The organism is Niallia sp. (assembly GCF_031978665.1).
Lineage (GTDB): Bacteria > Bacillota > Bacilli > Bacillales > Cytobacillaceae > Niallia.
Map to the genome: position 1 here is coordinate 56099 of NZ_DALZDK010000022.1, position 14457 is coordinate 70555.

The window sequence follows — 14457 nt, forward strand, 5'->3', positions numbered from 1 at the left end:
GATTCGGAAAATAGTATCGGATCATCCGATAAATTTCGATGAATTGCTTGTTGTTACGTTTACGAATGCATCGGCAGCTGAAATGAAGCACCGGATTGGCGACGTATTGGAAAAGGAAATTAACGCCAATCCAACTTCTCAGCATTTAAAAAGACAATTGGCACTTTTAAATAAAGCACATATTTCTACGATCCATTCTTTTTGTTTGGAGGTTATACGAAAATATTATTATGTTATTGACTTAGATCCAGGTTTTAGAATTGCTGATGAAACAGAAGCACAATTATTAAGAGATGAATGTTTGGAAGATCTTTTTGAAGAGGAATACGGCAAGGAAAATAATGTTGCATTTTTTGATTTAGTAGATGCTTTTACGAATGATCGCAGTGATGATGCCTTACAGCGCATGATTCAAGAAATGTATGATTTTTCTCGTGCTAATCCATTCCCATCTGCCTATTTACAGTCCTTGATCAAGATGTATGCTATCGGGGAGGATGCAGAATTAACGGAATTACCGTTTATGAAGCATTTAATTGCTGATGTGGAACTACAATTTGAAGGAGTAAGGAAGCTGCTTGAGTATGGCTATGAATTGACGAAGCTTCCGGGGGGACCAGCGCCGCGTGCAAGTAATTTCCTAGAGGATTTAGAATTGGTGTCTATTCTTGAGAAAGCAAAGGCTCAATCGTGGGAAACATTATATGAGGCGATGCAATCATTGAAATTTTCACGAGCAAAGCCATGTAAAGGAGAGGAATATGATTCTGCCCTTGTGGAAGAAGGCCAGAAAATAAGAGACCGTGCGAAAAAAATATTGCAAGAACTACAAAGTGAGCTTTTTACAAGAAAGCCACAAAGCTTTTTAAAGGATATGGCTGAGATGAAGCCGCATGTTAAGACACTTGTTTATCTCGTCGAAGCTTTTGGGGAAAGGTTTCAACAAATAAAAATGGATAAGGGATTAGTTGACTTTGCTGATTTAGAGCATTATTGTTTATCCATTTTAAGTCTTCCAGAAGAAAATGAACTAATTCCATCAGAAGCTGCATTATTTTATCGAAATCTGTTTAAAGAAGTCCTTATTGATGAGTACCAGGACGTGAATTTAGTTCAGGAATCTATTCTAAAGCTAGTGACAAAGGATATCGAATCAGAAGGAAATCTTTTTATGGTCGGGGATGTAAAACAAAGTATCTATCGGTTTCGATTAGCAGAACCAAACTTATTTTTGGCTAAATATCTTCGCTTTCAAGAACGTGAGGATGCTGGATTTAAAATAGACTTGGCGAAAAACTTTCGAAGTAGAAAAGAAGTTCTAGAAGGAACGAACTTTCTCTTCAAGCAAATAATGGGCGTAAAAGTTGGGGAAATCGAATATGACGAAAGTGCAGAATTAAAGCTCGGTGCGAGTTATCCAGAAGAGTCAGCTTATCCGATTGAAGTAGCATTAGTAAATCAAAGTGCTGAATCTAGTGAAGAAAGTGAAATTGATGGAGAGACGATGGGGCTGGACGCCGTAGAACTTGAACAATCACAGCTGGAAGCTAGAGTCATTGCGGAAAAAGTAAAGGAATTATTTGAAACAAATCAAGAAGTCTATGATGCAAAACAAAAAGCATACCGTCCTATTCGCTATAAGGATATGGTCATTTTATTACGTTCCATGACATGGGCTCCACAAATTATGGAAGAACTAAAGCAGTATAATATACAGACCTATGCAAATTTAACAACTGGCTATTTTGAATCAACAGAAGTGGATATTATGATGTCTTTACTGAAGGTAATCGATAATCCATATCAAGATATTCCTCTTGCATCAGTTCTTCGCTCCCCGATTGTTGGTTTATCGGAAGAGGAGTTAAGTAGATTGCGAATTGCCAAAAAACAAGGAGCATTTTATGAAGCTATCCAAGCATTTATCCATTTGAACAGTCAGAAAGAAGAAGCGTTATATGGAAAAATAAGACCGTTTTTTGATAAATTAGTTGATTGGCGTTCAGAGGCAAGGAGAGGAGCCTTATCAGAGCTAATTTGGAAGCTGTATCGGGAAACGTACTTCTATGATTTTGTTGGAGGATTACCAGCTGGAAATCAGCGGCAGGCGAATTTGCGTGCACTTTATGATAGAGCTCGCCAATATGAAGAGACGTCGTTTCGAGGTTTATTCCGTTTCCTTCGCTTTGTTGAGCGAATGAGAGATCGAGGGAATGATTTAGGCGCAGCAAGAGCATTAACGGAACAAGAAGATGTTATTCGGATTATGACGATTCACAGTAGTAAAGGCTTAGAATTCCCATTTGTTTTTATGGCAGGAATGGGGCGCAATTTCAATACGATGGATTTAAGAAAGAGCTTTTTATTAGATAAGGATCTAGGCTTTGCTACGAAATATATCGATGCGAAAAAGCGGATTTCTTACCCTTCCCTTCCGCAAATGGCATTTTCGAAAAAGAAGAAAATGGAGCTGCTCGCAGAAGAAATGCGCGTTTTATATGTTGCTTTGACTCGTGCAAAGGAAAAGCTGATTCTAATAGGTGCAGTAAAGGACATAGAAAAGGCAAAGCAGAAATGGTCACAAATAGTAGGACATTCCAATTGGCTTTTGCATGAATTTGATCGTGCACAAGCAAAATCTTATTTAGATTGGATTGGGCCAGCATTAGTCAGACATCGTGACAATACATGGATTCATTTAGAAACTTGGAGTGAAAAAGACGAAATTTCTTACCATTCATCCAATTGGGAAGTGAGAGTTTTGCAAAAAGAAGAGCTTTTAACGCGATCTGTTGAGAAAGAGCAAAAGGAAGAGGAATGGTTAAATAAAGTAGTTGAAGGAAAAAGAATAGAAAGTTCTTCTGCCTATAAGGAAGAAATCAGAGATACATTCGCATGGTTTTATTCCTCGAAGGATAGTACGTCACATCGCTCTAAGCAGTCTGTATCGGAATTAAAACGCCAAGGGGAACTGCGAGATGCCCAAAGCGGGACAGAACTTGTGAAAGCATGGAAGCAAACGGTGTGGAATCGACCGAAGTTTATGCAGGAAAAAAAATTAAGCCCAGCAGAAATTGGAACCGCAATGCATATGGTGATGCAGCATATAGATGTGAAAAAGGAAGTTACGGAAACTAGTTTAAACCAATTATTGGAGGATATGATCAGAAAGGAATTATTAACAAATGAGCAAGTAGAAGTTATTGATATTTCCTCCATAGTATCCTTTTTCCAATCTCCGTTAGGAAAAAGAATGCAGCATGCACCAAAGCTTGTTCGAGAAATTCCATTTAATATTGCGTATCCAGCAAGTCGAGTGTATGCAGACTGGCAGGGAGAAGAAGAGCCAGTACTCGTGCAAGGAATTATTGATGTATTCTTTGAAGATGAAATAGGCACTGTATTGCTTGATTATAAAACAGACACAATATCAGCCCGATATAAAGGTGGATACGACGAAGCAAAGCCAATGTTAGAATCACGTTATAAAGTACAAATAGAGCTTTATACAGAGGCGTTGGAAAAAATCTTAAAGCGAAAAATTGAGGAGAAGTATCTATTTTTCTTTGATGGTGGACATGTATTGAAACTCTAATTTGGAAATTGAAAGCTATATGATAAAGATAAAAAAATCGCTCCACGTTTTTTTGTGGGACGATTTTTTTTAGGGTGAATTTCCAGTCCAACTAAGTTGTTACTAGTTGCACTTTTTTCCAACTATATAAACTCATGAAATGATAACCCTTCCAAACATAAACATGAAAAAATATTATTGACTTTAAAGAAAAAATCCAATAAAGTATTAAAGTAATTCAACTAAACTACTTTGTTTAAAGTAGTTTGGATAAAGTGATGAACAAAGGAAGGGGATCATATATGAAATTTACACAATTCTTAAAAACAAGAGGTGCGAGTCCTTCGATTTTTATGGGGATATTCTATGCAATCGCAATGCTAGGTATTTTTCTTCCAGGATATTCAGCAATTCCGGGAAATATTGATAAATTACCAATTGCCATTATTAATGATGATGCAGGTGAATATGGGGGAACAATTGCCGATCAGTTGAATGAAAATTTACCTTTTAAAGAAATAGAATCAGATATTACAAATAAGCAAGCATTGAAAGATTTAGAAAAGAATGATTTAGCATTAGTCATTCACATTCCAGAAAACTTCTCTCAAAATCTTCAAAACGGAGAAACATCCTCAAGCATTGACTTTACAATTAATGAAGCGGGAGCAACAACGATTTCTTCTACAATGAATTCCGTTGTTACACAAATTAATAATCAGTTAAGTGAACAATTTTCGAAACAAACTGCACAAGGGGTATTAATGAACTTTAATGTACCAGAAGAGCAAGCAGCTGAAATAGCTAACCAAATAGAAACAGCATATGTGGGAAATGTGATTTCAATTAATGAGATAAAAGATGGTATGAATAACAACATGCTACCAATGTTTTTAACGATGGCAGGATATGTAGCTGCGATGATTGGTGCCATGCAATTAGTAGGAGCATATAAGGAAAGTCGCGGAAGAGCTAGCAAGACACGCTTATTCTTGTATGTTCAATTAACTGGCTTGTTAATTGCTGTAGTATCATCCCTAATTGCTACAGGTGTTGCCTACTTAGTAAATGAACCAAGTGGTGCATTATTCTTCGGTATTGTAGGGCAACAAATTTTAAACTACATGGTATGTCTGAATTTCACAGCGATTTTAATTTTCTTGCTCGGTGAAGGCGGAATGATTTTAAACTTACCGATTTTATTAACACAAACTTTAGCAAATGGTGCTACAATGTCACGTGATATGATGTATTTACCATATGAATGGATGAGTCATATATCTCCGATGTATTATTCCGTTCAAGCGTACTTTGCTCAGTTATATGGAAGTATTAGTCCAAGTCCGTATATTTGGTCCATGGTGACAATCGGTGCAGTGGCTATGTTAATTAATATTGCAATAGTGGCTTTTCTTCATAAACCAATGCCGATAAATAAATTAGAAGCGGAAGACAAAAAGGAAAATAAAGAGAATTCAGCTGAAATTACTGCTTAGTTTTGCTAAAATAAGGATATCTCTTCTAGAAGGAGCATGAACATGGCCATTCAGATATTTATATTGAGTAAATTAATCGAAGAAAATACGTATCCTTATAAATTAAAAAAGCAGCTTTCAGATCCTATCCCACTTGATCAATTAGCAGGATTGACAGAAAGTAAATTGTATTACCATTTTGAGTCTTTAATGAAGCAAGGATTAATTGAGCCAGTCGAAGTAATAAGAGAAGAACATAGACCAGATAAGCAAGTATTTGCGATTACATCGAAAGGACGCGAAGCACTGCCAGGGAAGATATATACGCTATTTGAGAAGGCAGATGCAATCAGTGATATGTTCGTAGGATTAGCAAATATGAAGTATGTAGAGCGAGAGAAAGTTGTAGACATCCTTGAGAAAAAAATGAAAAACATTAAGGAACGCTTGGAGCAGATTATGATTTTAGAGAATAAGCTTCAAATAGATAAAGAAAAAGAAAAATTCCTTGAATTTATAACAGATTATATTTCTGCTAAGGCAAACCAAAAAACATATTGGCTAGAACAGTTGATTAAACGGATTGAGATAGGAGAAATATAAAATAAATTGGTGAATGAAAAAGTCGTCTTTCCTTTAGGGAAGGCGACTTATTTTAGGTTAATTATTATCAGCTATAGGCTGATCAACACCGCTACCATCTGTATAGTTGCTGGAATTGACCGCATTATTCGTTATAACAAATGCTCCGTTATTTCCAGTACCAGAGCCTATTGTTGATTTTGAATTGTCTTTCGGAGAGATGAAAAGGGAATCACCGAATTGCACAATTCCCGCTCCTGTATTGACAATTTGAATCGGACCTATTATTGCAGGCATGATTCTACCCTCCTTGCAAGATAAATTAGCAATCTATAAACGGTAGTAAATAAAACTCTAATTATTAGCAACAACTGGTTGGTCTATTAAACTAGTGTCTACATAGTTACTGGCGTTCAAGCCATTGTTTGTAATGATAAAAGCTCCAGTATTGGAGGTCCCTGAGCCTAAGGTTGCTTTGGAATTTCCTTTAGGAGAAATAAACAACGAATCTCCAAATTGGACAATTCCTTCCCCTACGTTAACAATTTGTACTGGACCTACGATTGCAGGCATTTTTTAACCTCCTTGTTATTGATTTTTATTGTCTTGATACCACTCAATAATGGGAAGTAAGATTCTCATTATTGAGGTTTCATATTATTGCTCCGCCTCTGGTTCAACATTGGAAAAAGGTGAACCTGCAATATCTGTACCGGTAACAGAAACAGGACTTTGGGAGGTTGGAATATTTAGTTGGCTAGGTTCATTTAATTGAATTAAATTGTTGCCAACCTCTGTTGCAATAGATTGCTCAATCTGACGAATATGCTTAATTCTTGCTTCTGTATATATATGCCGACAATTTCCTATTTGCAATAAAGAAGCAGAAGATATTCCTGTAATATTAATATGATGTACTTTAATAATAGGTTTCTTATTTTCAAAATGGCAGGCGACATTTTCTATAATTGGAATTAATGGAATAGGTTCTGTAAAGACAGGATAGTCTTCATATGCACCTTCATTTCCATAAAAGAGATCCCGCTGTCTTTGAACGGCTAAAGCTCGTGAAACAGCCTGATGGTAAGTAGCATCACCAATCTCTAAAATCGACGAAAAGGATACCGTACTGACGTTGATTAAATCGACAACAGACGTTCGCTGTAGCATGATTAAATTTTCGGATGCAGTGGAACAAATGGACCAATTATTAGTGATTCAGCGGGTGTATCAAAGGTAGAGGCCAATTGAATGGTTTGGGCATCTCCTACCAAGCAAATAGAGGAGCTTGCAACCCCAATAATATTTATATTTCCTACTTGAAGCTCTCGGTTATATACTTGAAAATTCATTCTTTCCCACTTCCCTTCATGTTATCTGGTATATGACTTAAAAATAAATGGACTCCATTTTCCATTTCTTCCTTCAAAGCTTGGATAATCGCTTCATTGGTTAAATTGCTTCCATTTTGTTTACGGTTGGCACCTTGCTGTAAATAATATTGGATTCTTGTTGGTAATTGTTTAGTGATATCCTCTTGAATAAAGGAGACGTATGATTCCTCCTCTTGTATATTTAGTTCTACTTGCTTTTTTCGAATAATATCTGGTAGTTCTAACTGGATAAATTGAAGCATTTCCTCTTCTATATTCATGGACCGATTCATCATTTGCTTTGGATCGATGGGTGGATAGAAGGGGGCATGCGGCTGATTAATAGGTGAATTGGGATTAATAGCGAGCTCTTCAATATTGCTTAAATCTTCGGGATTAAGCCCGATATTCAATGTTCCTTCTAACGTCTCTACTTTTAATTGGTCAAAGCTGTAGTCAATTCGCTCAATATGAACACTTGGCTTTTCCTTTATCGCCGTAATATCATTGGTTAGGGAAGAGACTTGCTTTTCCAAATCGTTTATTCTTTTTTCAAGTAACTGTAAATACTGGCGCATTTTTTCGCTGTATTGGTAAAAATCATAAGACATTTCTATCCCCCCTTTTTACCTTATTGCAAGTATTTCCTATTTTCGAGGAGACTGCAAGGGAACTGCAGGCGAGAAAATTGTTTCTTCATCGGCTACATTAAGTCCAGGTTCTTCTGGCTTTAGTTCAGGAGCAGATTCTGTGAATCCGCCTGAATTATATAAATACGAGGCAGGTTTAATAATACCTGCACTACCTATTTGCAATACAGAGGAGTTGGAGATTCCTCCAATTTTAATCGTATTTATGACTATGGATTGTTGGATAAAATAATTCATTTCACATCACCTTTTAGTCTACTTACGCATTTGCTGCAATTGGCTGATCCAGTCCATCGTTATCATACGTATTAGTAGAACTGCGATAGTTAGTAACCTTTAATCCATCACCTGTATTAAAAGAGCCTGATCCAGAAAAAGTTTTCGCATTAGAGATGGGCATCATTTTGTACACATCGCCAATATTAAAAATAGAGCTACCTCCCACTGATATAACTTGAGCTACTCCAACAATTGCTGGCATATTCAACATCCTTTATACAATATTCTTATACATACTATGGAACTCAAACAAATTAGGTGATACATTCACCTATATAGATAAAACCTTCTCCTAACTAACTTATTCTTATGAATGGTTGTATTATGACAAGAAATAGGGATATAAGGTAGGGGAAAATACATACTTAAATAGGAACATTCCAAATAATAAAAAGTATTTGGAATGTTCTAGTAGAGAAATTTTTTTATTTGGAAATATTTTTAAGAAAGTTTATAATTTTCTTAAATGTTCTAAATACTATCATGGGAAAATGGGGGAAAAGAGATGAAGCTCACAACGGTTGCATTTGATGACAAAGTATTTATAGGATTAGTAGAAGAAGCAGGGATATTGGCCTTAAATGATGTAGAAGAGAAGCATACGGGAAGACGACCATATGCAGAAGATCTTGTTACATGCATGGAACAAGAAGACTTTTTGGACAAGGTGAGCGATTTAGTTAATTGGGTAGAAGAACAAAATGATAAAGCTGAATTTTATATTCCAATGGAAAAGGTGAAGTTGCTCGCACCTATTCCAAAACCAAGAAAAAATATTTTTTGCGTGGGGAAAAATTATGAGGAACACGCAATTGAAATGGGCAGTAAGGAGGACATCCCAGAGCATGTAATGGTCTTTACGAAAGCTCCAACAACAGTTATTGGACATATGGATGACATCTTAGAGCATAGCGAAGTAACCAATGAACTTGATTATGAGGGAGAACTTGCTATTGTTATTGGAAAAAGAGGGAAAGGAATTGAGAAAGAGGAGGCACTAGGTTACATATTTGGGTATACCATTTTGAATGATATTACTGCTAGAGATTTGCAGAAGAAACATAAACAATTCTTTATTGGGAAAAGCTTAGATACCAGTGCGCCGATGGGTCCCTGGATTGTAACAAGTGACAGTATTCCAAATCCGAATGAATTAACTATTACTACAACAGTAAATGGAGAAATAAGACAACAATCTAATACAAAGCATTTTATTTTCCCAATTGAAGAGGTGATCAGTGTATTGTCTAAGGGAATGACTTTAGAGCCTGGTGATATTATTGCAACGGGAACACCAGCTGGAGTAGGGAAAGGATTTAACCCGCCGCGTTTCTTAAAGGATGGAGATTCGATAGAAATATTTGTTGAAGGAATTGGTACACTTTTAAATAAAGTAGTAAGGGACGAATAATATGCCGTAAATAGTGGAAATGAATCGATATGTGTTAAAATAATGGAGAAAAGGAGGGAGATATATGAGTTCAACAGATGCTCATGTGCTGACATGGATTATTGGGTTCGTTCTATTTGCTATATCATTCGGTTTACATAAAGCTGGAAAAGATAAGGGCAGTAAAATCCTACATATGGTGTTACGTGTAGTATATATTCTTATTATTGGTTCTGGAATTGGTTTACTCGCAAAAACAGGTATGGATTTCATGCATACAATCAAGATGCTTGTAGGTATTTGGGTAATAGGAATGCTTGAAATGGTACTGATTCGCACGAAAAAAGGCGAAAATACGAAAACACTATGGATCTTATTGGCTGTTGCCATTGTTCTCGTGTTGGGAATTGGATACAGCATTTAATAGGTAAATCCTTAAGGCTTGTAGAAGAGATATCTTTTACAAGCTTTTTCAAAAGCTTGTAATTTTTCATAGAGTGAGGACAATGTGGAGAAAAAAGGGAGGCAATAAATGAATGTATTTACAATGAAAATTGCAGTGCTTCTACTCCTTTGTACAGGAGCATTGTATCAAGCATATAAAACAGATGCTTGGAATTTCGTGATGCTCTTATTTTTATTTACTATTATTCTTGGATTCTATTTTCTTGTACCGATGTTTAAAAGAAAAAGCATACCTTTATTTTTGATCTTGATTACCCTTGAAATCATACAGTTCACAGTAGAAAGCGCATTAAATGCGTATCTCCTTCTATTACTATTTTATTTTACAATAGTAATAAGTACATACATGTCAACGAAATTATTCCGCGTTATTATTTGTTTATTTCTTATCATGAATGTTGCGATTGGTATTATTGCGTTTTCCTATCCACCTTTTATTTGGATAAGTTTATTCTTACTTATCTCGTATTTACTCATCCGTTTGAACGAGCTGGAGGAAGAGTATCAACAAATAAGAGATACGTATGAATCTTTAGTAAACGATTATCGTATACAGAAAAGACAATCCTATCATAATGAGCATGCGGCAAGAGTAGAGGAGAGAAATCTCATTACCAGAGAAATGCATGATTCAGTTGGACATAAGCTAACAGCTTTATTGATGCAAATTGAACAATTTTCAATTAAAGAGAAAAAGGAACAGTATGTGATTTTAAAGAATATGACAGAGGAATGCTTAGAAGAAACGAGAAAAGCAGTTCGACTATTACAAGTAAAGGAACCAGGAGGAATTGCTTCTATTATTGTTCTTATTAAAAAATTGGAAAGTGAAAACAATATTCACGTTCATTTTACAACAAAGCAAGGAGTACTCCAAGTCAATCTAAGCAATAAACAAAGTGCGGTTCTATACCGTTCCATTCAGGAAGGAATAACAAATGCCATGAAGTATGGAAGTTCAAAGGCTGTGCATATAACGTTAGGTGTTTCTCCAATTGGAAATTTAACATTTGAGATTAGAAATCCTTATATTCATAAGCATCCATTTCATTATGGGTTTGGCTTAGAAAATATGAAAAGTAGAATAGATGAAGCACAAGGAAAGTTAGAAGTTCTTCAATTGGATGGAGAATTTATCCTGCAAGGAAATATTCTTATTGGAGGAAAAGAAAATGATTCGCGTGTTAGTTGCTGAAGATCAAGCAATTGTCAGAAATGGCTTAAAGATGATTATTGAGCAAGACAAAGATATCCAGGTTGTTGCGGCAGCAGAAAACGGAAAGGAAGTATTGTCGTTATTAGAAAAAACAATTGTGGATATTGTTCTTATGGATATTCGTATGCCAATTATGGACGGTCTAGAAGCAACAAAACGAATTCGTCAGCAATTTCCCCGTATAAAAATACTTATCCTAACAACTTTTAACGACGAGGAATATGCAATACAGGCTTTTCAAGAAGGAGCCAATGGATTTCTTCTAAAGACGACAGACAGTTTTACTTTAGTAAATAGCATAAAGAGCTGTTTATCAGGCGGAATTTCGATACATGACCAAGTCGCCGCTAAATTAATGCCAAAGCTTTTAAAAAAAGAGAGCAATTATGAAAGGTCATCGAGCCAGACGATTGACCTAACAAAAAGAGAAATCGAAATCGTAAAAAGAATAGGACAAGGAAAAACCAATAAAGAAATTTCCAGTGAACTATTATTGTCTGTTGGAACAATAAAAAATCAGATTACTCAAATTTTAGCCAAATTAGAATTAAGAGATCGAACCCAATTAGCTATTTATGCGGTGCGGAATGATTATATTTGAAATCCATCATTGTTTAGAAATAAATTAAATTCATTTCTATGATTACGTAGAAAAAGCCAGTGGTAGTTAACAAGTAAAAGGACTTTCGAAGAATGAAAGTAGCAAATCTAGGGGGAGGCAGACCCCCTTACATGTAAGTAAAGAGGGAGTTGTCCCATCCCCTAATTATAATTTATGCTTTGGATAGATGAATAAAGCCTTCGCCAAATACGTCTCTTACATCATGAATGGTAATAAAGGAGTTTTCATCTGTTTGTTTTACGATTTTCTTTAATTTTACAACTTCTTGGTTACTAATAATGATATAAAGTATTTCTTTTTCCTCTTTTGTATAATAGCCATGACCAGATAGTACAGTAACTCCACGATTTAATTGCGCATTTACCTGATTAGCAATTTCAGCAGGTTGATTTGAAATGATTGTGACTGCTTTCTTCGGGTTGACACCTTCAATGACAAATTCCATTACCTTTGTTCCAATATAAAGCATAATGATTGTCAGCATCACACCTTCCGCTTTTATAAGGAAATAGGATGCAAATACAACAAGTAGGTCAAAAAATAATAACCCATAACTTATACTCCAACCGAGATACTTATTGGTTAATTTTGCTAGAATAGTAGAACCAGCTGTAGTACCGCCTACTCTTATAATTAAACCAATTCCAACCCCAGCAAAAACGCCACCAAAAATCACATTAACAAATAATTCATCAGAGCTAATCGACCATGTTTCTGTTAGATGTAAAAATAATGAGTTGAAAAAAACTGCGATAATGGTATAAATTGTCATTTGTTTACTTAAAAATTTATAGCCAATTATTAGTAAAATTGTATTTAAAACAAAGTTAACGATACCCGGTGACCATTTAAATAAGTAATAGGCAATAATGGTTAAACCTGTTACTCCTCCTTCTCCTAAGTCATTAGGAATAACGAATAAATTGACAGCTAATGCAAAAAGGAAGGAGCCAAATATAATTATAGGGATATCCTTTCCATATTTTTTCATAAAGAAAACCTCCAGTAATGAACATAAACTAAATGCTAAATCATTACCAGTATAATAAAGGGAGTCGTTAATTCATAGGAAAAATTTTGCTTATTACATATTAAAGAGAAGATATGAAAAGAAAAATGAGGCATTCGTAATCAAAGGTTTTGTGGAAGCAGGAAAGTCAAGTGTGGCTTGAAATTCTTCCGAAATGACCTTACATAATGTCTATTAGAGGAATAATCATGAGGGGGATATAAAGGAATGAGATGAATAGAACAAACTCCCACTCAGACAAGAAGAGTGGGAGTTTCTTTAATTTTAGGAAGATACCTCCTTTTTTATGCAAAGCTTACTGTGCTATAGATCTTTCTTCGAAAAAAGCTTATGTTTATTAAGCATTATTTATTGGAGTTTCCTCTTCCATTAGTTTCGTTACTTTAACTCGGCTGATTCGCCGATCTATAATCTCTTCAATCTGGAATTCAAAGTTCTTAAAAGTAATGGTAGGTTTTTCCTGTTCATTCGGAATATAGCCAATCTTGCTAATCAGAAAACCACTCAACGTATCATATATTTCTACAGGCAAGGTGATTTTCAACAGCTCTTGCACATCATCTAAACTAATAGTTCCTTGTAGGAGATAAGTATGTTCACCAATAATTTTAATTTCAGGAGGTTTTGGTTCATCGTATTCGTCAAAAATATTCCCAACGATTTCCTCAATTAAATCTTCCATAGTAACGATTCCATCTGTACCTCCATATTCATCGACGACGATGGCAAAAAGGATGTTGTTTTTTTGCATCTGTATAAATAATTCATCCGTTCTCTTTGATTCCAATACGAAATACGGCTTTCGAATAATATCACTCAATTGAAAAGATGTATTTTCATTGCCCATATATGCTAAGAGATCTTTAGAATGAAGAATACCAATAATATTATCCATGTTCTCCTCGTACACAGGATAGCGCGTATACATTTCCCGATTTACAAGAGCGATAATCTCTTTTAATGTATAGTCGGAAGGAATGGCCACCATATTAGAACGATGGGTCATAATATCTGTGACATTTTTATTATCAAATTCAAAAATATTATGGATCATCATCCGTTCATCTTCGTCAATATTTCCTTTTTCATTTCCAACATCAATCATCATTTTTATATCTTCTTCCGTTATTTCCTCGTCCTCGTCATCTGGGCTAACTCCAAATAAACGTGCCACGATATTTGTAGAGAATGTTAAAAAAGCGACAAAAGGAGCTGTTACTTTGGAAAGTACCGTTAATGGACTTGCAGCAAACATAGCAATTCCTTCTGCTTTTTTTAAAGCAACTCTCTTTGGAACTAATTCACCAAAGACCAAGGTAAAATAGGATAGCAATAGCGTAATTATAATGACTGAAATAGAATCAAGTAAGCTTTGAGAGAGAGGAATTCCCATTGCTAAAAATAAATCTGTTAAGTGACCAGCAAAGCTGTCAGCAGCAAATGCACTGGCGAGAAAACCAGCGAGGGTAATCCCGATTTGAATTGTGGCTAAAAATTTACTTGGTTCTGATAGAAGATTGTAGACTATTTTAGCCTTTTTATGACCTGTATCAGCCATATGTTTGATTTTATTATCATTTAAGGAAATGAGCGCAATTTCTGCCGCAGCAAAGAAAGCATTTAAAGCAATTAAGATGACTAGGACTAAAACGCCCAATTCTTTCAGCTCCTTTCCAATGGCTTGTTTCCTATTTGTTTTACCCTTTTTTAGGGAAAGTATGCTTTTAGTTAAGGATTGGATTATCACGAGTACTAAACATAATGACCAGAGTCATTTTAATTTTTGAAAGAAATGACCTTT

Annotated in this window: 16 protein-coding genes; 7 read left to right on the forward strand and 9 right to left on the reverse strand. The window is 35.3% G+C overall.

The genetic code is table 11. The features are described 5' to 3' along the window. From addA to RTL21_RS13370, 3 genes are all read left to right on the forward strand, one after another. The coding region (gene addA, locus RTL21_RS13360) for a helicase-exonuclease AddAB subunit AddA (protein WP_312096378.1) at positions 1 to 3595 on the forward strand (3595 nt) is incomplete at its 5' end. A gap of 281 nt (positions 3596 to 3876) precedes the next feature. Then, the gene (locus RTL21_RS13365) at positions 3877 to 5070 is read left to right on the forward strand and encodes a YhgE/Pip domain-containing protein (protein WP_312096379.1); all 1194 of its coding nucleotides are present in this window, start codon (positions 3877 to 3879) and stop codon (positions 5068 to 5070) included. A gap of 42 nt (positions 5071 to 5112) precedes the next feature. Then, positions 5113 to 5652 carry a PadR family transcriptional regulator gene (locus RTL21_RS13370; protein WP_312096380.1) on the forward strand — a complete coding sequence of 180 codons (540 nt, stop codon included), beginning with the start codon at positions 5113 to 5115 and terminating at the stop codon, positions 5650 to 5652. A 57-nt stretch (positions 5653 to 5709) separates the two neighbouring features. Here the strand turns inward: RTL21_RS13370 and RTL21_RS13375 are convergent, their stop codons facing one another. The 7 genes from RTL21_RS13375 to RTL21_RS13405 form a co-directional block, all read right to left on the reverse strand. Beyond that, positions 5710 to 5928 (reverse strand): spore germination protein, encoded by a 219-nt coding sequence (locus RTL21_RS13375; RefSeq protein WP_312096381.1) that lies wholly within the window; start codon positions 5926 to 5928, stop codon positions 5710 to 5712. A gap of 57 nt (positions 5929 to 5985) precedes the next feature. Further along, entirely contained in the window at positions 5986 to 6204 is a 219-nt protein-coding gene (locus tag RTL21_RS13380) for a spore germination protein (RefSeq protein ID WP_016202025.1), read from the reverse strand. An 84-nt stretch (positions 6205 to 6288) separates the two neighbouring features. Continuing rightward, positions 6289 to 6801, reverse strand: a complete 513-nt coding sequence (locus RTL21_RS13385; RefSeq protein ID WP_312096382.1) for a spore germination protein GerPE — start codon at positions 6799 to 6801, stop codon at positions 6289 to 6291. Between the two features lie 2 nt (positions 6802 to 6803). Then, positions 6804 to 6983 carry a hypothetical protein gene (locus tag RTL21_RS13390; protein WP_016202027.1) on the reverse strand — a complete coding sequence of 60 codons (180 nt, stop codon included), beginning with the start codon at positions 6981 to 6983 and terminating at the stop codon, positions 6804 to 6806. Then, positions 6980 to 7615 carry a spore germination protein GerPC gene (gene gerPC, locus RTL21_RS13395; RefSeq protein WP_312096383.1) on the reverse strand — a complete coding sequence of 212 codons (636 nt, stop codon included), beginning with the start codon at positions 7613 to 7615 and terminating at the stop codon, positions 6980 to 6982. The genes RTL21_RS13390 and gerPC overlap by 4 nt, the downstream gene beginning before the upstream one ends. Before the next feature lie 36 nt (positions 7616 to 7651). Continuing rightward, positions 7652 to 7891 carry a spore germination protein GerPB gene (locus RTL21_RS13400; RefSeq protein ID WP_312096384.1) on the reverse strand — a complete coding sequence of 80 codons (240 nt, stop codon included), beginning with the start codon at positions 7889 to 7891 and terminating at the stop codon, positions 7652 to 7654. 22 nt (positions 7892 to 7913) lie between these two features. After that, positions 7914 to 8135 (reverse strand): spore germination protein, encoded by a 222-nt coding sequence (locus tag RTL21_RS13405; protein ID WP_312096385.1) that lies wholly within the window; start codon positions 8133 to 8135, stop codon positions 7914 to 7916. Positions 8136 to 8438: 303 nt separating this feature from the next. Here RTL21_RS13405 and RTL21_RS13410 point away from each other — a divergent pair, with 303 nt between their 5' ends. The 4 genes from RTL21_RS13410 (at position 8439) to RTL21_RS13425 (ending at position 11605) form a co-directional block, all read left to right on the forward strand. Further along, positions 8439 to 9344, forward strand: a complete 906-nt coding sequence (locus tag RTL21_RS13410; RefSeq protein WP_312096386.1) for a fumarylacetoacetate hydrolase family protein — start codon at positions 8439 to 8441, stop codon at positions 9342 to 9344. Positions 9345 to 9408: 64 nt separating this feature from the next. Beyond that, complete coding sequence (locus tag RTL21_RS13415; RefSeq protein ID WP_312096387.1) at positions 9409 to 9747, forward strand: YisL family protein; 339 nt, start codon at positions 9409 to 9411, stop codon at positions 9745 to 9747. 108 nt (positions 9748 to 9855) lie between these two features. After that, positions 9856 to 10983 carry a sensor histidine kinase gene (locus RTL21_RS13420; protein WP_312096388.1) on the forward strand — a complete coding sequence of 376 codons (1128 nt, stop codon included), beginning with the start codon at positions 9856 to 9858 and terminating at the stop codon, positions 10981 to 10983. Further along, entirely contained in the window at positions 10961 to 11605 is a 645-nt protein-coding gene (locus tag RTL21_RS13425) for a response regulator transcription factor (RefSeq protein WP_312096389.1), read from the forward strand. Before RTL21_RS13420 ends, RTL21_RS13425 begins: the two co-directional genes overlap by 23 nt. A gap of 172 nt (positions 11606 to 11777) precedes the next feature. Here the strand turns inward: RTL21_RS13425 and RTL21_RS13430 are convergent, their stop codons facing one another. Together RTL21_RS13430 and RTL21_RS13435 are read right to left on the reverse strand one after the other, a co-directional pair. Then, positions 11778 to 12617 carry a YitT family protein gene (locus tag RTL21_RS13430; RefSeq protein WP_312096390.1) on the reverse strand — a complete coding sequence of 280 codons (840 nt, stop codon included), beginning with the start codon at positions 12615 to 12617 and terminating at the stop codon, positions 11778 to 11780. Positions 12618 to 12993: 376 nt separating this feature from the next. Next, positions 12994 to 14313 (reverse strand): hemolysin family protein, encoded by a 1320-nt coding sequence (locus RTL21_RS13435; protein ID WP_312096391.1) that lies wholly within the window; start codon positions 14311 to 14313, stop codon positions 12994 to 12996. Positions 14314 to 14457 lie beyond the last annotated feature (144 nt).